19 protein-coding genes are annotated in these 21,907 nt (G+C 46.0%); 10 read left to right on the top strand and 9 right to left on the bottom strand.

Annotated elements, in window-relative coordinates; genetic code table 11:
• Positions 1-22: 22 nt before the first annotated feature.
• The 3 genes from AC1XUF_RS10840 to AC1XUF_RS10830 all read right to left on the bottom strand — a co-directional run bounded on the left by AC1XUF_RS10840 (position 23) and on the right by AC1XUF_RS10830 (position 4,362).
• Complete coding sequence (locus tag AC1XUF_RS10840; protein ID WP_483341804.1) at positions 23-1,435, bottom strand: efflux RND transporter periplasmic adaptor subunit; 1,413 nt, start codon at positions 1,433-1,435, stop codon at positions 23-25.
• An 88-nt stretch (positions 1,436-1,523) separates the two neighbouring features.
• The gene (locus tag AC1XUF_RS10835) at positions 1,524-3,014 is read right to left on the bottom strand and encodes a TolC family protein (protein ID WP_483341803.1); all 1,491 of its coding nucleotides are present in this window, start codon (positions 3,012-3,014) and stop codon (positions 1,524-1,526) included.
• A 112-nt stretch (positions 3,015-3,126) separates the two neighbouring features.
• Positions 3,127-4,362: a nucleoside recognition domain-containing protein gene (locus AC1XUF_RS10830; RefSeq protein WP_483341802.1), complete on the bottom strand. Its 1,236-nt coding sequence runs from the start codon at positions 4,360-4,362 to the stop codon at positions 3,127-3,129.
• 137 nt (positions 4,363-4,499) lie between these two features.
• Here AC1XUF_RS10830 and AC1XUF_RS10825 point away from each other — a divergent pair, with 137 nt between their 5' ends.
• Entirely contained in the window at positions 4,500-4,967 is a 468-nt protein-coding gene (locus AC1XUF_RS10825; RefSeq protein WP_483341801.1) for a hypothetical protein, read from the top strand.
• Positions 4,968-5,023: 56 nt separating this feature from the next.
• Here AC1XUF_RS10825 and AC1XUF_RS10820 read toward each other — a convergent pair whose 3' ends face one another.
• The 5 genes from AC1XUF_RS10820 to AC1XUF_RS10800 all read right to left on the bottom strand — a co-directional run bounded on the left by AC1XUF_RS10820 (position 5,024) and on the right by AC1XUF_RS10800 (position 10,234).
• Positions 5,024-6,196, bottom strand: coding sequence for a T9SS type A sorting domain-containing protein (locus AC1XUF_RS10820; protein ID WP_483341800.1), 1,173 nt, complete (start codon positions 6,194-6,196; stop codon positions 5,024-5,026).
• 343 nt (positions 6,197-6,539) lie between these two features.
• On the bottom strand, positions 6,540-7,226 hold the full coding sequence (locus tag AC1XUF_RS10815) for a hypothetical protein (protein WP_483341799.1): 687 nt from the start codon (positions 7,224-7,226) through the stop codon (positions 6,540-6,542).
• 120 nt (positions 7,227-7,346) lie between these two features.
• Complete coding sequence (locus AC1XUF_RS10810) at positions 7,347-7,901, bottom strand: Crp/Fnr family transcriptional regulator (protein WP_483341798.1); 555 nt, start codon at positions 7,899-7,901, stop codon at positions 7,347-7,349.
• 141 nt (positions 7,902-8,042) lie between these two features.
• The gene (locus tag AC1XUF_RS10805) at positions 8,043-8,951 is read right to left on the bottom strand and encodes a sugar phosphate isomerase/epimerase family protein (RefSeq protein ID WP_483341797.1); all 909 of its coding nucleotides are present in this window, start codon (positions 8,949-8,951) and stop codon (positions 8,043-8,045) included.
• 23 nt (positions 8,952-8,974) lie between these two features.
• Positions 8,975-10,234 carry a Gfo/Idh/MocA family protein gene (locus tag AC1XUF_RS10800; RefSeq protein ID WP_483342023.1) on the bottom strand — a complete coding sequence of 420 codons (1,260 nt, stop codon included), beginning with the start codon at positions 10,232-10,234 and terminating at the stop codon, positions 8,975-8,977.
• A 252-nt stretch (positions 10,235-10,486) separates the two neighbouring features.
• Here AC1XUF_RS10800 and AC1XUF_RS10795 point away from each other — a divergent pair, with 252 nt between their 5' ends.
• Positions 10,487-12,082 carry a Na+/H+ antiporter gene (locus tag AC1XUF_RS10795; protein ID WP_483341796.1) on the top strand — a complete coding sequence of 532 codons (1,596 nt, stop codon included), beginning with the start codon at positions 10,487-10,489 and terminating at the stop codon, positions 12,080-12,082.
• Between the two features lie 2 nt (positions 12,083-12,084).
• Here AC1XUF_RS10795 and AC1XUF_RS10790 read toward each other — a convergent pair whose 3' ends face one another.
• Positions 12,085-13,611, bottom strand: a complete 1,527-nt coding sequence (locus AC1XUF_RS10790) for a S8 family serine peptidase (RefSeq protein ID WP_483341795.1) — start codon at positions 13,609-13,611, stop codon at positions 12,085-12,087.
• Positions 13,612-13,875: 264 nt separating this feature from the next.
• Here AC1XUF_RS10790 and AC1XUF_RS10785 point away from each other — a divergent pair, with 264 nt between their 5' ends.
• The 8 genes from AC1XUF_RS10785 to AC1XUF_RS10750 all read left to right on the top strand — a co-directional run bounded on the left by AC1XUF_RS10785 (position 13,876) and on the right by AC1XUF_RS10750 (position 21,649).
• Entirely contained in the window at positions 13,876-14,253 is a 378-nt protein-coding gene (locus AC1XUF_RS10785) for a DUF5618 family protein (protein WP_483341794.1), read from the top strand.
• Positions 14,254-14,258: 5 nt separating this feature from the next.
• The gene (locus AC1XUF_RS10780; RefSeq protein WP_483341793.1) at positions 14,259-14,888 is read left to right on the top strand and encodes an MgtC/SapB family protein; all 630 of its coding nucleotides are present in this window, start codon (positions 14,259-14,261) and stop codon (positions 14,886-14,888) included.
• Between the two features lie 194 nt (positions 14,889-15,082).
• Entirely contained in the window at positions 15,083-15,931 is an 849-nt protein-coding gene (locus AC1XUF_RS10775) for an EboA domain-containing protein (RefSeq protein WP_483341792.1), read from the top strand.
• A gap of 12 nt (positions 15,932-15,943) precedes the next feature.
• Positions 15,944-16,972, top strand: a complete 1,029-nt coding sequence (locus tag AC1XUF_RS10770; RefSeq protein WP_483341791.1) for a TatD family hydrolase — start codon at positions 15,944-15,946, stop codon at positions 16,970-16,972.
• A gap of 1 nt (position 16,973) precedes the next feature.
• Complete coding sequence (gene eboC / locus AC1XUF_RS10765; protein WP_483341790.1) at positions 16,974-17,843, top strand: UbiA-like protein EboC; 870 nt, start codon at positions 16,974-16,976, stop codon at positions 17,841-17,843.
• Between the two features lie 86 nt (positions 17,844-17,929).
• Positions 17,930-19,093: a 3-dehydroquinate synthase gene (locus tag AC1XUF_RS10760; protein WP_483341789.1), complete on the top strand. Its 1,164-nt coding sequence runs from the start codon at positions 17,930-17,932 to the stop codon at positions 19,091-19,093.
• Positions 19,090-20,292, top strand: a complete 1,203-nt coding sequence (gene eboE, locus AC1XUF_RS10755) for a metabolite traffic protein EboE (protein WP_483341788.1) — start codon at positions 19,090-19,092, stop codon at positions 20,290-20,292. Before AC1XUF_RS10760 ends, eboE begins: the two co-directional genes overlap by 4 nt.
• A complete protein-coding gene (locus AC1XUF_RS10750) occupies positions 20,285-21,649 on the top strand; it encodes an alkaline phosphatase family protein (protein WP_483341787.1) in 1,365 nt (454 codons plus the stop codon). Before eboE ends, AC1XUF_RS10750 begins: the two co-directional genes overlap by 8 nt.
• Positions 21,650-21,907: the final 258 nt, after the last annotated feature.

The raw sequence follows: 21,907 nt of genomic DNA, 5'->3' as shown, positions 1-21,907 counted from the left end.
CGTATCAATTCGCGTTATCATTTCATTTTTTTTCGTCTTTTTTCACTTCTTCTTTCTTTTTTTCTACCAAGTCGCCATCATTCAGGTTTTTAGAGACCGCAATATATGGCCCTGAAATGATCCGGTCCCCAGGTTTCAATCCCGAAAGAATTTCAATGTTTTCAAAATCGCTGATACCGGTTTTTACTTCTTTCATTTGTGCTTTTCCGTTCAGATCGGTGAAAACCACCTCCTTGATCACCTCATCTTTCTTCTGCTTTTGCTTTTCGCTTTCCGAGGTATTCGCGTCATCCGACGGTGGGCCTTGTGTTGATACAGCGGCGACAGGTTTGTTGCTCCGCGTAGTTACCGCAGCGATCGGAACAGTTACAACACCATTCTTTCTGTCTGTGATAATTTCAACTGAAGCTGTCATGCCCGGCTTGAAAGGATAGGATTTCTTGGATCGCGAAGCCATAAGGTCACTGAACGACTCATTCAGTATTTTCACCTTCACTTCAAATTCCGTAACCGCATCAGCGGAAGTGCTCGCTGCTGATGTACTGGAAGTGGAGGAAGCAAGTCCTGCCGCTGTATTTGCAATTTCTTTCACCACACCCTTGAATTTACGGCCCGACGCACTATACGCGTCAACATCGATTTCGGCGGTGTCTCCTAAACTAACCCGTACAATATCGTTCTCATTGACATTCACGCGCACTTCCATATTAGCCAGGTTGGCAATCCGCATCATTTCGGTACCGGCCATTTGGGAAGTCCCTACCACACGCTCACCCGCTTCTACATTCAGAAGGGATATGATTCCGCTCACCGGGGCAAAAATGCTGGTTTTCCGAAGATTTTCAGTCGCGTCCCTCAAACTAGCCTCTGCGCTTTTGATGTTGAACAATGCTGCCGAAACATTTGCTTTCGTAGACTCGATGTCCTGCTGGGCTACGCCGTATGTGGACGAAAACTGCTCAAAATCAGCTGCTGAGATCACTTTATCCGCAAAAAGCTTCTTATTTCTCTCATAATTGGCTTTTGCCTGAATGAGCCGGGCCTCGGCCTGTGCGACCATGGCCTTAGTCTGCTCATAATTAGCTTTGCTGGAATTCACGGCAGCCTGAGCGCGGGCCATGAGGGACTCGTAGTTGTCTGGACGGATTTTCAAAAGCAATTGTCCTTTTACAACCGAGTCCCCTTCGGCAACATTCAGGCTGATGATTTCTCCGGAGACATCAGGACTTAGCTTCACTTCTACTTCCGGCTGGACTTTTCCCGAAGCGGTCACTCGCTCAACAATATCGGCCGTTTTAACGGTAGCGTACTCGACTTCCGTAGTTTTGGGCTTGCCGATATAACCTGCCTGCTTGGCCGCAAATAAGCCCGCAACCAGAAGTAGTACCAGACCTGCTGTAATCCACCAGATTCGTTTTGAAGATTTACGTGCCATAACTTTTATAATTACAATGAATGATCTGTTGGATAGAAGCGGTTAAAATATTCAAAAGCCAGGAATGGCGGTATTATGCTATGATGGTCTAAAAATCTGAAAGCGGACGATTCATATAAAAATCGAGGATTTTCGTCCGGAATACGTAGTCATATTTGGTTTGGACCAGGTTACCGTTCGCCTTGTCGAGGTTCGCTTTCGCTATGTTATACTCAACAGAATTAATCGCCCCGACATCAAACCTGACCTGTGAAACCCGGAATGTTTCCGTTAATGCCCTGACCTGATTGGCCGTAGCTGAATATCTCTTTGCCGCATTGGTCATATCAATGTAAGCCTGCTCTACGTTTTTGCGTATCGTCAGCTGAACCTGTTGGGCCTGGTATTCATAGGTCTTTTGCTGCAGCTTGGCATTGGCAACATTATATTTCACCCTGAAATTTGAAAAGATTGGTATGGTCAGGTTGAGGTTAATCGCCGAGTTCCTATTGAAGTTCAGCTGATCCAGATAGGTAAAAGTCCTCAAATCTCCGTTCGGCGTCGAAACCTTTTGAATAACTGGGAACTGCTGATTATTGTAAACTATATAGTCCGTCGTGGAAATAACTTCTGTTGTAGTAGATCCCGTACCATTGGAAACAAACCGCTCCTTGGGTGCAGCGCTTGAAAATGTAGTATAAATACCGCCGTTAAGCGTCAGCGAAGGTAAAGCGGCACCTTTTGCAAGATCTACATTGGTACGTGCTGCCTCTATACGCATATTGGCTGCTTTCATCTGCGGAAGGTTACTAAGTGCCGTTTCAAAAATTTCCTGGATGGTGGCGTCGTAGGCAGTTAATGTAGGGTCTTTAACCTCGATCTTCACTACATTGACCCGCTCGCTTCCGGGCATATTCATGTATTGTTTCAAATTAAGCTTGGCTGTTTCCAGGTTGTTTTCCGCGTTTACGAGTGTCAGCTCATCATTGGCAAGCTGCGATTTAAGGTCCAGCAGGTTGCTTTCTGCCAATGAGCCCGCCTCAACCAGCTTTCCTGTTCTTTCAACCTGCAGCTGTGAGGCCTCAACCTGCCTTCTTGCCACTTCTATAAGTTCCTCATTCGTAATTACCTGGAGGTAGGATAATGCTACATTCAGCATGATATCGTTACGGGTGGCTTCGAGGTCCTTTTCGCTGGCTTTGTAATTCGCCTCGTTGAACTTAATGTTATTCTTGATCTGAAAACCATTAAAGAGCGTAACCTGCCCCGCCAGCTGATAGCTATTGGAACTGACATTTTGCTGAACAAACTGGTTGGTAAATGGGTCAATGCTTCTACCAGAACGAAATCCTTGCCCCGCACTGAAACTGATACTTGGCCAGCGCTGCCATTTGGATTGCGCGTAGGTGTTGCCATTGGTTCGTACCAAAATCTCGGACTGTTTGATTTGCGGGTTGGTCTCCAGAGCAATTCGGATGCAATCTTCAAGAGAATAAGTGTTCGCAGGCTGGTTAACATCTTTTTGGGCAAAGGCATTACCTGTAAGCATTGCAAAAAGTGTGACCAACACAACTGTGGAATTGCGTAAAGGATTAAACATATGATGTCCAGAGTTAGATGATCAATATTACTGTTTAACCTAAAAAGCAACCATCCATTTTGTACGGACGGTTGCATATCAGGGTAAAAGGGCAATTTTTAGAATCTCAAAATCAGTGAAAAAACAAGTACCCGAGCCAGATTCCAGCCACAACGCCAACAAAATCGGCGATCAATCCTACTACGATTGCATATCTGGTATTTTTGATGCCCACCGATCCGAAGTACAAGGCGACAATATAGAGTGTAGTATCAGCAGACCCCTGGAAAATACATACCAGCCTCCCGACAAAGGAGTCCGGGCCAAATTCCTTCATTGCATCTATCATCAGTGCGCGTGCGCCGCTGCCGCTCAAAGGCTTCATGAGTGCTACAGGCAGGGCATTCGTAAAATCGGTATTCATTCCGGTCAGGGAGAAAAGCCACTTTAACCCGTCAATCAGGTAATCCATTGCCCCGCAGCTTCTGAACGCACTGATGGCCACCAGTAAACCAACGAGGTACGGAATAATCATGACTGTTGTTGAAAAACCAGCTTTCGCACCCTCTATAAATGATTCGAAAACATTGACTTTTTTGTACATCGCAGTTCCCAAAAAACCTGCAATCACCACCAGCAGGACCGCGTTTCCGACAAATATGGAAACCGCCTCGATTTGTTCTTTTGGGAGTCCAGACAAAGACCATAACAAAAAGCCCAACATCGCGGTGATGCTTCCCAGCCACAACAGGATCGTTTTATTAAATAAATTGATCTTTTGCCAGCTCGCTGTGATGATCATTGCTACCACGGTGGTGATGTATGTTCCTACCACACAGGGTATAAACACATCCGAGGGACTTTCCGCACCGAGAATGGCGCGCTGTGCAATGATGGATAAAGGAATGATCTGCAAGCCTGAAGTATGTAACACCAGGAACATAATCTGCGCATTGGAAGCGGTGTCCTTACTTGGGTTCAGGTCCTGCAGACTTTGCATAGCCTTTAGTCCAAATGGGGTTGCCGCATTATCCAGCCCCAGAAAATTGGCGGAAAAGTTCATGATCATCTGACCGTGCGCCGGATGGTCTTTCGGAACTTCTGGAAAAAGTTTGTTAAAAAACGGCCCGATAATCCTCGCCAACCTGTTGATAATACCTGCTTTCTCGCCGACATTCAAAATTCCTAAAAAAAAAGTCATTACGCCTGTCAGCGGCAACGCAATATCCATTACAGCGACTTCCGCCATTTTTAACATCCCTTCCGTCACCTCTTTAAAAGTCTGGACATCGCCGGTGAGAATAAACTTCAAAAGAGCTACTGCAAAGGCAATTACAAAAAAACCGACAAAAATATAATTTAAAGCCATGCTGGGGTGGGCGGTGAAAAGGCAGGTTTACTTAATAATTTGTTTACAATTCCTGAGTTAAAATATTTCATTTAATGGAAATAACAAAAGTATATTGCAAAGTAGACATCACGCTTTAAACCAAATTGTTATTCCTGATGAAGTATTGGAGTTTCCTGATATTGTTAGCCACGTTTGCCTGCAACCAATCGAATTCGGACCAGTCAACGGATCAGTCCGAAATTGTAGTCAACGACACGATCCCGCTGGTCAGGGCAAAAATCAAAACCGAACCGGTTGCTGCGTTCAGCGAAAAAGTAAAAGATCCACTGAACGATTGGCGCTTTTCGGTTGAACTTTACGAAACCAAAGCCACTTTTGACTATCTGGTCAAGATAAAATATAAGGAACTGGATGCCGAGGATACTTTAAAGGTTCCCAATTTCGGAATACTGCCCAAAGTTGAAATACAAAAAGGGCCCACAGATCAATCGTGCATCCTTGGGTTTCTGGATAAAAAGGGCGAATTCAAAGAATATAAAATGGTCCAGGTCAAAAATCAGCAATTGAAGATCTCGACATTAAGGCATTATGCAAGAACGAGGTATAAGGTGAAAAAACAATAGAGCTAACGCAAAAAAGACCGGATTGTCCGGTCTTTTTGCAAAAAGTTCTGTTCATGTTATCGCTGTAAGACAACCCTGATTTTTTCGGATTCACCGGTTTGCATAAGCAGTTGCAAATAATAAGTACCACTCGGCAAATCGCTTACTTGGATGTTTAAGGTTTTATCGGCTTTAAATGCATCTGTTAAGTAGTCTCCCGTCGGATCGACCCTCCTGACTTCTTTCCCACCGACCTCACTGAAAATCCGGACCAAATCAGGCAAACCTGAAATATCTTCGACCTCGTCAAATGTAATATGGAGGTAATCGCTGGCAGGATTGGGATAAACCTTATAAACTGGTATTTCCTTCGCGCAATTATCCACGCATATCGTGATTCCCTTTTTCACAGACCCAAAGCAGTTACTCACGGTAATATCAATTCCATAGCAGTTGTTTATATAAGAATTAAAGTAGGCAGTGCCTCCATTATAGTTCAAGATGGTATTAGCGGGGTCGCTGGTCGTCCAATTACCAAATTGTGTACCCGGTTCGGCTGTATAAGCATTGAGCGAGACGCCGGATCCGTTACACATGAAGTCGGCTGGTCCTCCGCCATTTGCGGTTACGAGTAACGATGTTGGTTTTGGTGGGCTCTTCTTTACATTGATGGGCGTGCTGGCCGCCGTAGTCATCGCGCAAACTGACGACGTAGCCGATACCTGCACCGTTCCATCCGAAACGCCTGTGATTTGGGCAGAATTGGTATTACCTGGTGAATTTGCTGTAATTCCTCCGGTGGTTGTCCAGTTATAGCTTGTCGCATTGCTTGCTGTGGCAGTGATGGTTTGCGGGCTGCAAAGGAGAATGTCGGCGGAGTTGATGACGGGCTTTGTGGGAGTTGGTCGGATTATAGTGAGTTGAGACGATGTACTTAGACTAGGCACATCATTCCTCGAGGTGGTAACTTTGATGGTCCCGACGGAATTGACATGCGGGGTTAATGTCACGGTATTACCACTGCCACTTAGGCTCCAACCAGCCGGGTAAGACCAACTATAAGCTGTCGCATTGGCAGCTGGCGTCACCGAAACTGTAATCGGAGTTGTACCGCAATTCAGCAGGTAACTGCCTGTATATTCGACACCGTTGATTTTAATATTGCCTGGGTTACCGAGGTATAGGATTGGAATCGTCTTGGTCTGGGTTAAGCCGACTGGGCAGTTTTCGCACCCCTGTAAAGCGCTCACTCGCTTGGCAGTAGTCACCTTAAACGTACCATTTGCGTTGACGTTATTCCATTTACAGTAACAGAGTTATTACCGTCACCTTCGTAAGTTGTTGAATTATTAGCCAAGATAATACCATTGGTAACCTCCCATTTGTATCGACACGAGCTGCCATTATTACAGCTGTTGAAATTGGTCATATCGGCAAGGTAGGCATGCAAATTTGGTCCAGGAAGGGCACTGGCACATCCATTGGGACCACAAGTAATATTAATTGATTGAGCCCATATAGCTGACCCGAAAAAATGGAGGGTCAATAAGATAACACACGATATTTTGAATAACTTATTCATTTGAATTCGACTTAAAAGTGATAAGAAAGGTTTATTGTCCTTAGCGGAACCAGATTGAGATAGATGCCTCTTTGCTTTGCTGTAATGCTCTTGTCAAAATCTAAATTTTGCAATAGGCGAAAAGCAAGCGAAGCAGCGACCTCAGCCGAAATTGATAGACGGTTCAGAACTCTATATTTTATACCGGCAAATGGCAACACGGACAGATCGTACATTCGCGAAGGCAAAATGACAGAGGGCTTCACATAATTGTATGAATAATAAGCTTGCGTGTCCAGGCCATAAAAGAGTTGATGTTTACCAGCATTTTTATGGAATTCATAACCCGCGCTAATACTCATTGATATCCCAGTCATTTTGACGATATAGGGGTCACTGCTAGGATTGCCTATGGAATCTTGATACACGCTAAATTTGTTTTTACCAAAATTGATATTGCTAATCGACAATCTGTAGGCCCCTATTTTATCCGGAGAATATCTCAGCATCACATTGGCGTAACCGCTAAATAAATGATACACGTCCAGACTTACATCCGTTTTATATGATCCTGGATTTGCCTCTGCGAAGTCATTTTTTTCTGGTGGTTTTTCAATCTGTTGGCTTTGAACGTTGTGACTCGAACAGCAGAGTGCCAGTGAGTATACCACAAGCCTCAGGCAAATTGCCCATCCAGGTATTTCCCTTGCCCTTTCCATATTTATTATTGTTTTTATACAAATAAAAAGGGTACAAATGATACCAATCCTGGGAAACCCCAGAATCGGACCTGCAAAAACCCAGAAAATTCAGAGGTATTTCGCTTTGAGTTTGCTGACTTAGTTCTCAGAAATCCCGAGATAGGAGGCGATGTATTTTTGAGGGACGCGGGCAATTAGTTCTTTCGAGCGGGAGCGGAAAACTTCGAACTTCTGAGGAGCTGACAACATGCGCATGTCACGAAGCAACTCTTTGTGCGTCAAAAGCGCTCGCTCGGCAATGATCCTGCCAAGACAACAGATTTCGGGGTGATCAGCGTAGAGCTGATACAGATCCCGGTGGGAAATATAAATGAGGGTAGAAGACTCCAGAACTTCAATATACTCAGTGGCCGGAACCTGGTTGACAAAGCTTTCTGCTGCATGAAAGAAATCGCCTTCCTTAGCAAACCACTCAGTGACATCGTCGAAAATACCGTCGCCGTGGTCAATAAGCTGGTATCCTCTTACCATTCCGGATTTCACGAACCACAGCCTGTCGCAAATGTCGCCTTCCGACAGCAACAGCTTTCCTTTTCTGGCATTTGTGATTTTGAATTTCCGCAGCAATTGTGTGCAAACTGCTTCATTGACAGGAAGAATACCCGTGAGGGAAGAAATCAGTTCAGAATACATAGTGTGAGTTAGAGTTGGGTAATCGCAAGATGGTTATTTTAGCCATCTTTTCCATGCAGGATCCAGCGCTTTTTCAAACCTTTACCCAAACAAAAAGCCTGGCTTTCACCAGGCTCGTTTGCTATTTGTAAATACTGTAAATCACGCTTTAAAAACCTCGTCCATCTTCTCACGGATAGTCAGTAAACGTTTGCGGTCACCGCCCGGTACCTCCGCAGAAGCCCAGCCGGAGTACCCGACCTTTTCCAAGGCTTTGTTTACTTCGGGCCAATTGTTATCGCCTTCCATAAACTCTACATCAAATCCTTTCCAAAGTCCGAGGTCATTCTGTTTTTTAATGCTGAATTCCTTTAAATGGAGCTTTAAGATACGTTTGTTCAACGCTTCGATCCAGGATGTCGGCCAGCTGTAACGAAGCACGTTCCCTATATCCAAGTACCAGCCTACCATCGGGTGCTTAAAGTCATCGACAAACTTTGCCGCCTCCAGGGGACTTAACAGGAACTGGTTCCAAACATTTTCGATCGCGATTTTCACGCCCGTCTTTTCAGCCACCGGAAGCAGCTTACGGATCTCAGCCTGAGAGCGTTCGTATGCCTCAGTATATGTTACACTGGCATTTACAACCCCCGGCACAACCAGCACCGTACTGCCGCCGTATTCTTTTGTATCCCACAGCGCCTTCTCAATCGACCTGGCGCATTCTTCCCTTTTTTTGGGATCTGGATCAGACAATGGCAGTTTCCAGTGCATTGAATTTACCGTGCCCGGAATCAGCAAGCCTGTCTTGTCCCGGGCTGCCAGAACCTCCTTCATTTCCAGTTTATCCGGAGAGTCAAGTTCCACTCCATCGTAACCAAGATCTTTCAGCAATTTAAACTTATCCATTACCGACAGGTCTTCCTTCACCATTCCCCACATCAGGCTCTTTTTTACCATAGGTCGGGCCACTGGCTTTGCAAAAGCTGCTTGGGAATTGGATATAAGAGATGAACCCACAGCAGTAGTTGCCACAGCCATAGCGGAGGCCGCTACAGCTGTGTTTTTCAAGAATATTCGTCTGCGCATGGAGATCAGGAGAATGCGGTGATTCCGGGTTTTGCTACCTCAACCACGGGCGGCTTCATGTCGAAACTGTAAGAATCCGGACCTAACTTTTCGGTCGAGTTCATGGCTTCATCCCAGGTAATACGTTTCCCCGTATAAGCAGCCATCCTTCCCATGATCGCTGTCAGGGTGCTGGTCGCCATAAATTCGCCATCATTCACGAATTTACCGCTCCTAATACCGGCGAATAACTCGTTATGTTCGGTTTGATACATATCATTCTGAAAACCTTCGTATTTCCATGGATTTGCCCCGGTGATTTCGTGTACGTTTCGGGCGCAGTTTACCATTGCGCTTCCTTTTGTACCCAGGGTTTGCACAAGGTAGCTGTTTTCGCAGTTAGCCTGTTGTCTGGAATGGTGGAACCCTTTTACACCGTTATCATAGTCGTAAGTGACTGCGAAGTGGTCGAAAATGTTACCGAACAGCGAGTCGGTACGAACCTGACGTCCGCCTGTTCCTACCGCAGAAACCGGATTTTTTCCACCCATTGCCCATTGCATCATATCCAAACTGTGGACAGCCTGTTCTACAATGTGATCACCTGCCAGCCAGGTATAGTAAGTCCAGTTGCGGAGCACATATTCAGCATCGGACCAACCCGCGACGCGTGGGAACGACCACAATGTACCGGTGTCATAAGTGTTATAGATTGCAGTAATATCACCTACCGCCCCGTCAAGGATTCGGGAAAAGCTGGCACGTTTTGGCTCGTGGTATCTCCAGCAAAAGCCAGACATCAGTGAAACGTTCTTTTGTTTGGCAAGTTTGGCTGCGTCCAGCACTTTGCGAACGCCAGGAGCGTCAACCGCGACAGGCTTTTCGCAAAAAACGTGTTTGCCCGCATTGATAGCCGCGGTGAGGTGCTCGGGACGGAAATGAGGAGGAGTAGCAAGCAACACTACGTCCACTCCCGACTCCAACACTTTTTTGTAAGCATCGAACCCTATGAACTTATGACCTTCATCGACCTTTACTTTCGGACCGTGTACTTTCGTCAGGTTTTCCAGAGAAGCGTCCATTTTATCTTTGAAGATATCCCCCATTGCATGGAGAACAACGTTGGGATCCGCTTTCAATGCCTGGTTAGCGGCACCCGAACCACGGCCACCACAGCCTATCAAACCGATTTTAAGGGTTTCGGCGTTAGTACCGGCAAAAACACGGTTGGGATTAATAATGGTAATAGCTGGTAATGTGCTACCGGCAAGTGCCATGCTCGCCATTTTCAGAACATCTCGTCGAGAAGTACTCATTGTTAACAGGGATTAGGTGATAGAATTACTAAAGTTTTTAAATTTTAAGTATACTGCCACAGATTCAACATCATTAGAGGCAATAAAGATAAACAAATCTGATATTTTTCTGCTAATGTAAAACCAAAAATTCATTTTGCGTGCTCGTGCCCACGCAAAAGTTAATGGATGTAAAATCCTTGGTTGCTATGCTTTTATACTCAAGAACCTTTATCTCATAACATGATCCATGACAATTTATTGCTAATTATTTCGCTGCTTTTCGTTGTTTCCATGTTAACCATGGTAAGTGAGAAAATTGGCGTTTCCTACCCTATTTTTTTAGTCATTGCGGGTTTGCTGATCAGTTTTATTCCCGGCATGCCGCACGTGCAATTGGAACCCGATCTTATATTCCTCATTTTTTTGCCGCCACTTTTGTACATGGCCGCCTGGAACACTTCCTGGAAAGATTTTTGGTTCTGGAAGCGGCCTATACTTATGCTGTCTATCGGGCTCGTTGTTTTCACCGCCACCGCGGTCGCCTATCTTTCCCATGCCATGATCCCCGGCTTTACTTTGGCAATGGGTTTCGTATTGGGCGGGATTATTTCCCCTCCCGACGCTGTTGCGGCCACGTCGGTCTTACAAGGCTTGAAGGTCCCAAAACGCATCGTGACTATTCTGGAAGGGGAAAGTCTTGTAAATGATGCTTCCTCTCTCATTGTGCTCCGGGTAGCGCTGGCCGCCGTTGCAACTGGCAAATTCGTCCTGTGGAAAACCGGGGTGGATTTTTTTACAGTTTCCGTAATGGGTATTATCATAGGCCTGGCGATCGCCCATGTGCTGTATGTGGTTCACCGGTTTTTCCCGACCACGCCCAGCATCGACACTGCCCTTACCTTTATTTCACCCTATCTCATGTACATTGCTGCGGAGCACTTTCAGTATTCCGGCGTTCTCGCAGTAGTCAGTGGCGGATTATTTTTAAGCTTCCGTGCCCACGAGATTTTCTCCTACCAGTCCAGAATGCAAAGTACGTACGTCTGGGAAACCATTATTTTCCTGTTAAACGGAATTGTCTTTATTATGATCGGCCTGCAGTTGCCGGAAGTGGTGAACGGGCTGGGAGGTTATACCGTTCAGGAAGTGATCGGCTACTCGGTGACCATCAGCCTGGCCGCGATCGTGATACGGATTATCTGGGTATATCCGGCCACCTACCTGCCTCGTATTTTAGTTAAATCGATCCGGACGAGAGAGAAGAGACCGAGCTGGAAAACTGTGTTTGTTGTGGCATGGAGCGGAATGCGGGGTGTTGTTTCACTTGCCTCCGCGCTGTCGGTACCACTTGTCCTGAATGGCGCTGCGTTTCCCCACCGGGACCTGATCCTGTTTATCACTTTTGTAGTGATCCTGTTTACACTCGTATTACAGGGACTGAGCTTACCCGTGATGCTTCGCTGGTTGCAAATAGAAGACGACGGCGAGAACCTGGAAGAACAAAATGCAATGATGAATTCCAGGTTAGCTACCGTCAGCCTGGACTATATGCGGTCCAACTACGATGGTGAAATACAGGAATTTGAGCCTTTCCGACTTTTGAAAGACCGTTATGAAAAGATCATCCAAATGGCCGACGCCAAAATGCTGCACATCGAAGATACGCCATCCAAAAGCATGGTGAGAAAATACCGGACCATGTTGGTTGAGATCATTGATGTGAAACGGGCGGAAATTCAGAAACTACGTCGTGAGAAAGTCTGCTCCGATGAACTGATCAGGATCAAAGAGCGTGAGCTGGACCTGGAAGAAGCACGGCTAAGAAAGTCGCCCTGAAATTAATCCCAAGCCACTTCGATCACATAGTCCCTGAGGTCGATCGTGGTAAACTTCTCGTTATTCTGACGCTTAAGGGAAATTTTTCCGTTCTGCACTTTTGCAACCTGCTGCGCCAGAACGTCTTTATCGTTTTTCTTACGATAAATGGCAACCATAGCGTCCGAGCTGGTCACTTCTACTTCGCAAGAGCGTCCTTTCGCATTGATCAGCTTGGCATTGTTGGGCAGATACGGTGCTTTTGCCAGGGCGAGCGCCCGCGACGCTTGCGGCACGCCATAACCTACAAAATTATTCCCGTAGGGATACAAATGTGACGATTTCTCGATCAGTGAAATCAATTCTTTATTCGTCAGCTTTGGATTTGCCTGCAACAGGCATGCTGCAAAGCCGGTGATCACCGGAGCTGAAAGAGATGTGCCGTACAGTGAAAAACAAGAAACATTGGGTTTGACATAATTCAAAAATTCAGGGCCAGTGCTGCTGTATCCGATCCGGTTCCAAAGCTTACCGTTGGTTGCACCCACCGACAGGACGCCTTTTGCATCTGCAGGGGCAGAAACGATTTCCCAGCTCTTGTCATCGCCTTCATTTCCAGCTGAAACGATCAACATGATCCCCTTTCGATCAGAGGCGATCTGGGCTGCGCGGCTAATTGCGCTGGTTTTTCCGTCCATTTGAGCCGGCGTATAATTTTCTTTCGGGTCTGAAAATCCTTTTGCATACCCTAAAGAAGTATTGATTAAACGCACGCCCAGACTGTCCATCCATTCCATGGCCGCAATCCAGTTATCCTCTTCACCTCTGTATTCTCTCATCGAGTAATCCGTTCTGGCCAGGTAAAACTTAGCATTGGTTGCCATGCCGTACTGTATCTGGTCCTGAAAGTCAATTCCTGCAATTGCAGCCAGTACCTCTGTCCCATGCATATCAGAAAACGATTCGGCAGTGCTGAAAAGCAAGTGGCCCGGGCGGCCTGGTTTTACGTAATCACGGATGCCCAGAATCCTGTTATTGGAGAAAATCTGAGTTAGGGAGTAGGACGAATCTGCGCCGTAAAAACCCGCGTCAATAACGCCTATAGTTACGTCTTTTGCCGTGATGCCCTCTTTTAAAAATGCACTAGCCTGTACCTGTGACATGACAGGAGCCATTTGGGCCTTTTCCACACCCTTGGTACTGGCAATATAAAACCCCGGATCAATGGGTACCACTTCCTTTACAAAATCGAGCTCCCTCACTTTCATCGCCTGCTCGCTCGTCAAAACAGCTGAAACAGCGTTAAGCCATTTGGAACGATTGATAATGTTGACAGACTGTTCTCGAAGTGCCTGTTCGTAGTCTTTTTTGATTGGGAAATCGGTTTCGTCGGAGAGTAACAGCCCTAATTTTTGGCGGGTTTCGATTGTTTGTGCAGAAACTGCCGGCCTTGTGTTTAAATCTTTACTTTTCAGGTAAATCCAGTATTTGGGCGAAGCCGAGACGACAAAAGGGATCAATGCAAAAGCAAGCAGAAACAGTCTTTTCATGAAAATATGGTAGTTAGGCACTTCTTATTGGTATCTATAAACAAATCTGAACAAAGCCGATGAACCGTTGTGTTAAACCGGGTTTGTCCAGAATTTTAGAACAATATAAACGTAATTTTACAAATTAAATTACTGGTGACAAAAATTGTCGACCTACGTCGTACGCTTCGTAGCTGAGGTCAATCGAAATTGAGGGGTTTCAGATTACTACTGCAATAGTTATGTTTTGTAGATTTGGCACTTATCTAACATACACTCTAAAAAATGAGCACAGTACAAGAAGCAAGGCGGTATTTAAGTAACGCGAAAGAAATTTTAAGTGAAAAGGCCAGTAAAGAAGACGGCTATTATCAGGACCCAAAATATGTAAAAATGGCAGGCCACACTGCTTACGCCGGCATATTATTGGTTCTGGATAATCTCCTCGGCAAAAAGACGAAAGGTTGTAAAGATGTCGACTGGTATAAGCAACATTTGGCTTTTATGGATAAACAAATACTTAATTCATTTCTGACAGCATATCAGGTTCTCCATTTGGACATGGCTTACGATGGAGCAAAGAGCGCCGAATTAGCCAAAATTGGAATGGAGGAAGCCGAAAAACTCATTAGCTGGGTTGAAACAAAAACAGCTGCGGCGTAAACAAAATGGAGCTCTTACCCGAAGACATCTACAAACTACTCTTATCATTTTTTCTGGGCGCAATCATTGGCACCGAGCGTGAGTATCGCAGCAAATCGGCCGGGCTGAGGACCATGATCCTGATTGCAGTCGGATCCACGCTGTTCACTATTTTGTCTATTAAAATCAGTTCTGACGCCGACAGGATTGCCGCGAATATTGTAACTGGTATCGGCTTTATTGGTGCCGGTATTATTTTTCGGGAAAATAACCGGGTTGTTGGAATTACGACCGCTGCTGTTGTCTGGATTACCGCAGCATTAGGAATGGGCATTGGCGCTGGATTTTACGAAATATCCATTGCTACTTTTATCATCGCAGGACTTTCATTGGTAATCCTGGCACCCATGCAGCAGTTTATCCGGAGAAAAAGCCAGATCCGCAATTATCGCCTGATGTGCGTTTACCAGCAAAAAACCCTCAAAACGTACGAAAATCTGTTCAAGGTATACAACTTGAAAATCCTCTATGGAGAACAGAGCCGCACAGGAAACCACATCACCGGAAGCTGGACTTTACAAGGGTCCGAAAAAGACCACGAAAGTCTGACGCAACATCTTCTGAATGACATAGAGATCAAGGAATTTGATTTTTGAGCAACGATAAGATTAGTTTTTCATTAAAAAATCAAGATTAATGCCCTAAAATGATCCTTATCATGTTGGGTTAACGTTATAATGCCTTAGTTGGAAACTTTATTGAATTGAAGACGCATTATTACAGAATACCCAAACCCATAGAATGATTTGCCTGGAAATTTCCGTGTGAGTCAGATTTATTGCCAAACGTTATGTCAGACATTATTAAAGAAAAGCTTTGGAAGATTGTAGCCGGGAACATCACCGCCACGGAAGCCGCCTGGCTGCAACAAAAGGGGGCATCCGATTCTTTGGAATTGATGACCGCCTTCGTAGCTGTTCCCCGGTTTTTACCAAAAAAAATCATTCATACCAAAGAGGAAACCCTGCTTGCAATTAGTTCGGAAGTGCACGGATTTTCCGTTGACGGCTGGTCGCTGGTCAGGCTTAGCCGGGTGTGGCTTCTCACCCAACTTGATCCATCCGATAAGAGTGAGTATGTCAAAAACATCGAAACGCTCTTCGACACTGCAGAAATGAACGAGCTCGTGGCGCTTTACTCTGCATTACCGCTTCTTTCCTACCCAGAGCAATGGCTTTTCAGGGCCACGGATGCGGTCCGCTCCAATATGGGTTTTGTTTTTGATGCGATTGCACTGCACAATCCCTATCCCGAAAAGTATTTCAATGAACCCGCATGGAACCAGCTGGTGCTGAAGACCATCTTCAATGACAAGCCTATCCACTTTATTGAAGGACTGGAAAACCGGGCCAACGAAAAACTGGCTTTGACACTTTCCGATTTTGCCCATGAACGCTGGGCGGCCGGGCGCACCGTGTCACCACAGGTATGGCGGCTTGTTGGAAAGTATATGAACCCGGGCCTACTCGGTGATATGCAACATTTATTCGATTCCGAAAATCCGGGAGACCAGAAAGCGGCTGCATTGGCATGCGCGGATTCCGGTCTTCCCGCTGCAAATTACTTACTTGCCAAATACACAGACCTGGAAAAATCAGTCAAATCGGGCGAAGTAACCTGGGCCGATCTTGAACTTTGACATTTAAAAATTATGTGCCTAAACCATCACGAAACAGCCCCGAATCCTTCTCACTTTGAAGACAGTGAAGAAGTTGCAACTGCACCCGCACACCGCGATATTGCCTGGAACGATTACAGGGACCTCATTAAGGGAATGCGTTTTTTTGATCCGCATATCCATATGGTCTCCCGGACAACCGATGATTACCAGGCCATGCACCAGGCTGGAATCGTAGCGTTGATTGAACCTGCGTTCTGGGTCGGACAGCCACGTACCGGCCTTTCCAGCTTTAAAGATTATTACAGCAGCCTTGTTGGCTGGGAAAGATTTCGCTCTTCTCAGTTCGGGATCAAGCATTATTGCACCATGGGCCTCAATTCCCGGGAAGCTAATAATGAACCCCTTGCCGAGCAGGTAATGGAAATTCTTCCACTCTATATTTATAAGGAAGGAGTAGTGGGTGTCGGCGAAATCGGTTTCGACGACCAGACACCCGCAGAAGAAAAATACTATCGCCTTCAACTGGAGCTTGCAAAAGAAGCAAAACTACCTGTCCAGATCCATACACCGCATCGAGATAAGAAAAAAGGAACTGAGCGCAGCATGTCCATTGCGTTGGAACATGGTATTGATCCTTCGTGGGTGATCGTCGATCATAATAATGAAGAAACCGTCAAAAGTGTTCTTGATCAGGGATTTTGGGCTGCTTTCACCATTTACCCTTTCACTAAAATGGGAAATGAGCGCATGGTTAAGGTAGTCGAGCAATATGGCCCTGAGCGGATTATGGTCAACTCAGCCGCAGATTGGGGCATTTCGGATCCTCTGGCAATTCCAAAAACGGCAGCGTTAATGAAAATGCGTGGCATTTCGGATGAGACCATTCGCCTTGTTACCTATCAAAACGCGATCGATGCATTCGGGAAAAGCGGCCAGATTGATGTCACTGACTTCGAATCCGGCTATACCATTGACCAAAGCGAGAAATTTCACGGTAATAGTATCCTGCGAGGCGGGCAACAGCCGGCTCATGTAAAAGACTCCCTGGTCATCCGATAACGTGAGCAGCTTAAAGCCTTATCTTCAGTTAACCCGTCCTGCCAATCTTGTTACTGCTGCGGCTGATATCCTGGCAGGGATGGCTATCGCGCAATTCACGTTTTCCAGCTTCACCCCGGGATTTCTGGTTGTTTCCACACTTGGATTGTATGGAGGCGGCGTTGTGTTGAACGATGTTTTTGATGCGAGACTGGATGCCGTAGAACGTCCCGAACGCCCTATTCCAAGTGGCAGGGTTCCTTTAAGATCGGCGGCAATGCTTGGCATCTCTTTATTGTTCCTGGGGATTATTGCAGCAGCACTTTTCAGTTTGCAAAGCGGTATGATTGCAATCATTATTGCCATGCTGACGGTCCTATACAACCGCTTTGCCAAACATCACGTATTTTTCGGGCCGGTGACCATGGGTATGTGCCGGGGAGCTAACCTGATTCTCGGCATGAGCGTTTTGCCTGAATCGTTTCAGAAATGGGGACTTATTGCCTTATTGCCTATTGCCTACATTGGCGCCATTACATTGATCAGCCAGGACGAAGTCCACGGCGGTAAAAAGAGGACATTATATATCGCAGCATTGCTATACCTGATCGTGCTGACGGCACAACTGAGCATTTCGCAGCACGAAGGAAACATACTTATTACATGGCCGTTTGTTCTTTTACATGCCTGGCTGATTGGCAGGCCGCTTTGGAACGCCATTCAAAACCCGATCGGCCCAATGATCGGGAAAGCGGTCAAAGCAGGCGTCATTTCTTTAATCGTCATGAATGCGTCGTGGTGTGTGGCCTTCGGATTCTGGCCCCTCGCCTTGGCAGTTTTGGCTTTATTACCGCTATCAATGCTTCTGGCAAAGGTTTTCGCAGTAACTTAGGGTAAAAAAGGAATTGGGATGAGGGGAATATCCCTGGATTTTAGTCTTTCTATCAATGCATTCTGGAGTATAGCATGTCGAGTTCAATGCAAACCATACAACAACGTTTCAAAGTAGCGTACAACTATTCGGTATTCTTCACCGAAAATCTATTTCATCAGTCAAATCCTATGCTGGCTGATTTTTTCAAAACATTTACCGAAGAAGGCTTTCAACGCAAAGCCGTGGTGATTGTGGATGAAGGATTTGCGGCATGCCAGGAAAATCTGACCGGACAAATTCATAACTATTTCGCCAGTTCAATCCCTACTGTTCAGTTAGCGCCAAATATCATTACAGTACCTGGCGGTGAAGCTGCCAAGAATGACCCGCAACTTTTTGAACTCCTGGTACAGGCTATAGACATCTACGGGATAGACAGGCATTCATTTGTGATTGGTATCGGGGGTGGAGCCGTGCTCGACCTTGTGGGCTATGCTGCTGCGGTTTCTCACCGCGGGATTAAGCTGATACGGATTCCAACAACGGTCCTGTCTCAAAACGATTCGGGGGTGGGTGTCAAAAACAGCATCAATTTTAATGGCAAGAAGAACTTCCTGGGCACATTCGCGCCTCCGGTAGCTGTATTCAATGACCTTACTTTTCTGAGAACATTGGACGACCGCGACTGGCGGGGCGGGATTGCAGAGGCAATTAAAGTCGCTCTGATCAAAGATAAGGCATTTTTTGAGTGGATAGAGGAACACGCAACGGCACTTGCCAACCGTGACGAAGCGGCGATGGCCTACCTCGTTCACCGTTGTGCAGAAATGCATACCGACCATATCGCCGGTGGTGATCCATTTGAATTCGGTTCATCAAGACCTTTGGATTTTGGACATTGGGCCGCTCATAAACTTGAGTATCTTACTAATTTCCAGGTTCGCCACGGAGAAGCAGTAGCGATTGGCATCGCATTGGATTGTGTATATGCTGAGAAAACCGGAAAACTTCCCGAGGCCGATCTCCACAGAATACTGGATGTTTTAAACAAGCTGGGTTTTGATTTATATCATCCAAAACTAGCCGAAAATGACAAAATCAATCTTCGCAACGGATTACAGGAATTCCGAGAACATTTGGGCGGGAGACTGACCATCATGCTTCTTGAAGAAATAGGCCGTGGCGTGGAAGTGCATGAACTGGACGCAGATATGATCGCCCGATCGGTTGATTATCTTGAAAGTTCAAAAATTATCCATTCCCTATGATCACCCCGTACGGTCACCTTACGTATTGCAGTAACATTCACCCTGGCGAAAAATGGGCAGACCATTTTAAGTCTTTGCGTGAAAATATCCCCTATATCCGCGAGCAACTGGCTCCCGGGCAATCATTCGGATTGGGGTTACGCGTCGCCAACGAAGCTTCTATTGAACTTACCAGGCCCGAAGTACTTCTTGAATTCAAGGAATGGCTGGCTGAAAATGACATTTATGTTTTTGTGATCAATGGTTTTCCTTATGGCGGTTTCCATAATACCGTTGTAAAGGACGATGTGCATACGCCCGACTGGACAACCACAGACCGTTTGGAATATACCATCCGCCTGTTCAGTATCCTCGCTGAATTACTCCCCGATGGAATGCACGGCGGTGTCTCTACTCCCCCACTCTCCTACCGGTTATGGTGGAAATCGGATGCAGACAAGTACCAGGCCACACGTACAGCAACCCACCATATATTACAATTACTGGACAAACTGATCAGTATCGAGGCAGAAACAGGTAAATTACTCCACCTGGACATTGAGCCTGAACCGGACGGCTTGCTGGATAATATTTCGGATTTCGTTACCTGGTACAATGAAATATTGCTCTCTGAGGGCATTATTTACCTATCTGAAAAACATGGGTTTGAACCCGGTAAAGCACGTGAACTGATCCTCAGACATATTCAGCTTTGCTATGATATCTGTCACGCAGCCGTGGGATATGAGGATCCATTGGAACTGGTTGAAACACTCAATACCAATGGAATTAAAGTGGGCCGGATACAGGTAAGCTCCGCACTTAAAGTCAATTTTTCAAGTGAAAAAGAGATCAAAATAAAGGCGATCGAGACCTTCAACGAACCAGTATACCTGCATCAGGTCGTTGCCAGAAATGCAGATCAGACTTTTACCCACTATCCCGACCTCACGGAGGCATTAGGCGATTGGGACGAAAACCAGGAGGAATGGCGCGTACACTTTCACGTTCCATTGTTTATTCACTCCTATGGCGTATTGGAATCGACGCAAAGTGATATCGTTAAAACTCTGGCTTTGCATTGTGAAAACCCATTTTCGTCATACCTGGAAGTCGAGACTTATACCTGGGGCGTACTTCCCGAAGATATGCAAAAACCCATCGGTGAATCCATTGTAAGAGAAATCGAATGGGTCAAGAAAACCCTGAACCATGAATAAGACCGTTGTTATTGATATTGTGGCACTCAGCGCCAACCTGATCGGGGAGCATACTCCGTTTCTGGCAGATTATTTAAAAAAGAGACATTTAACTCCCATTAAGCCGGTGCTTCCGGCAGTCACGACTACTTCACAAAGTACTTACGTAACCGGGAAATGGCCCGCGGAAAACGGCATTGTCGGAAATGGCTGGTACGACCGCGAAGATTCGGAAGTGAAATTCTGGAAACAATCCAATAAGCTGGTTAAAGGGGAAAAGATATGGGACGCGGCCAAGAAACTCGATCCTGGCTTTACCTGTTCCAAAATGTTCTGGTGGTACAACATGTATTCCTCCGCTGATTTTTCGGTGACCCCGCGCCCCCAATACCATGCCGATGGCGTTAAGGCACCTGATTGTTATTCCTACCCTCCCGAACTCCGGGATGAATTGCAAAAAGACCTGGGCCAATTTCCGCTGTTCAATTTTTGGGGGCCCAATGCCAATATCAAGTCTACCAAATGGATAGCTGACGCATCCATGTGGGTTGATAACAGGCACGATCCTACGCTTACGCTGATTTATCTGCCGCACCTGGATTATTGTCTTCAAAAGTTCGGCCCTGACTTTTCCAAAATCGATAAGGAACTTAAGGAGATTGATGATATCGTCAAGGAATTAGTTCAGTTTTACCAGGCCAAAAATGCGAAGATCATCCTGCTCTCCGAATACGGCATTAATCCGGTCAGTAACCCCATCCATATCAATCGGATATTGAGGAACGAAGGTCTTATTTCGGTCAGGACCGAGCGCTGGTACGAGTTATTGGATCCAGGCGCGTCGAAGGCATTTGCCGCAGCAGATCATCAGATTGCCCATGTCTATCTCAATGATCCGACAGTCAAAGAACAAGTTGTCAATGTTTTGAAAAAAACTTCCGGTATCGATCTGATCTTGGATAAAGAGGCCCAAAAAGCCTACCACATTGACCACGAACGCTCGGGTGATATTGTGGTAGTTGCCAAACCTGACAGTTGGTTTACTTATTATTACTGGCTTGATGACGCGAAAGCACCCGACTATGCGCATCTGGTCGATATCCACCGTAAACCTGGCTACGATCCTGTTGAGATGTTTATGGACCCAAAGAACCCATTCATTAAACTCCGGGCCGGTTACAAGCTTGCGCGCAAATTATTGGGTTTCCGGTATCTGATGGATGTGATCCCTTTGGATGCAACCCTGGTGAAAGGTTCCCACGGGAGCCCGAACGTCCCCCCGCAATATTATCCTGTCTGCATTACGGATTCTCCGCTGGGAAAAGCTGAAATGGATGCCGTTGATGTATACGATATAATCTGGAAGCATCTTATTTAAGGGCCCTTCAAAGCAGACGGGCTTTGAAAACATTGCAAAAGGAAACTTCAACGTCATGAAGACAGCCTCACTGCAGCCGCTGTTCCCCCTTGCACTCGCGTTGTAAGCTATGACATGCCATTTACCAAAATGAAACCCGCCCCATACCTGAAGATCCCAAGAAAACAGCCAGCGCTACAAAGCTTTTCCATCGCTGACTTTTATTCTGCCTGTTGAAATCAAACAGGCCCTGGCACCCCCGCCTGCTTTTCGTTGACG

The organism is Dyadobacter sp. HNCC25DJ185 (assembly GCF_056895195.1).
This window is presented reverse-complemented; position numbering and strand designations above follow the sequence as displayed.

What these genes read in the sequence shown, in the direction of transcription:
- AC1XUF_RS10825 (WP_483341801.1), top strand. Translation starts at nt 4,500, where the DNA reads ATGAAGTATTGGAGTTTCCTGATATTGTTAGCCACGTTTGCCTGCAAC.
- AC1XUF_RS10760 (WP_483341789.1), top strand. Translation starts at nt 17,930, where the DNA reads ATGCAAACCATACAACAACGTTTCAAAGTAGCGTACAACTATTCGGTA.
- AC1XUF_RS10770 (WP_483341791.1), top strand. Translation starts at nt 15,944, where the DNA reads ATGTGCCTAAACCATCACGAAACAGCCCCGAATCCTTCTCACTTTGAA.
- AC1XUF_RS10790 (WP_483341795.1), bottom strand. Translation starts at nt 13,611, where the DNA reads ATGAAAAGACTGTTTCTGCTTGCTTTTGCATTGATCCCTTTTGTCGTC.
- AC1XUF_RS10815 (WP_483341799.1), bottom strand. Translation starts at nt 7,226, where the DNA reads ATGGAAAGGGCAAGGGAAATACCTGGATGGGCAATTTGCCTGAGGCTT.
- AC1XUF_RS10795 (WP_483341796.1), top strand. Translation starts at nt 10,487, where the DNA reads ATGATCCATGACAATTTATTGCTAATTATTTCGCTGCTTTTCGTTGTT.
- eboE (WP_483341788.1), top strand. Translation starts at nt 19,090, where the DNA reads ATGATCACCCCGTACGGTCACCTTACGTATTGCAGTAACATTCACCCT.
- AC1XUF_RS10840 (WP_483341804.1), bottom strand. Translation starts at nt 1,435, where the DNA reads ATGGCACGTAAATCTTCAAAACGAATCTGGTGGATTACAGCAGGTCTG.
- AC1XUF_RS10800 (WP_483342023.1), bottom strand. Translation starts at nt 10,234, where the DNA reads ATGGCGAGCATGGCACTTGCCGGTAGCACATTACCAGCTATTACCATT.
- AC1XUF_RS10835 (WP_483341803.1), bottom strand. Translation starts at nt 3,014, where the DNA reads ATGTTTAATCCTTTACGCAATTCCACAGTTGTGTTGGTCACACTTTTT.
- AC1XUF_RS10830 (WP_483341802.1), bottom strand. Translation starts at nt 4,362, where the DNA reads ATGGCTTTAAATTATATTTTTGTCGGTTTTTTTGTAATTGCCTTTGCA.
- AC1XUF_RS10775 (WP_483341792.1), top strand. Translation starts at nt 15,083, where the DNA reads ATGTCAGACATTATTAAAGAAAAGCTTTGGAAGATTGTAGCCGGGAAC.
- AC1XUF_RS10750 (WP_483341787.1), top strand. Translation starts at nt 20,285, where the DNA reads ATGAATAAGACCGTTGTTATTGATATTGTGGCACTCAGCGCCAACCTG.
- AC1XUF_RS10810 (WP_483341798.1), bottom strand. Translation starts at nt 7,901, where the DNA reads ATGTATTCTGAACTGATTTCTTCCCTCACGGGTATTCTTCCTGTCAAT.
- AC1XUF_RS10780 (WP_483341793.1), top strand. Translation starts at nt 14,259, where the DNA reads ATGGAGCTCTTACCCGAAGACATCTACAAACTACTCTTATCATTTTTT.
- AC1XUF_RS10785 (WP_483341794.1), top strand. Translation starts at nt 13,876, where the DNA reads ATGAGCACAGTACAAGAAGCAAGGCGGTATTTAAGTAACGCGAAAGAA.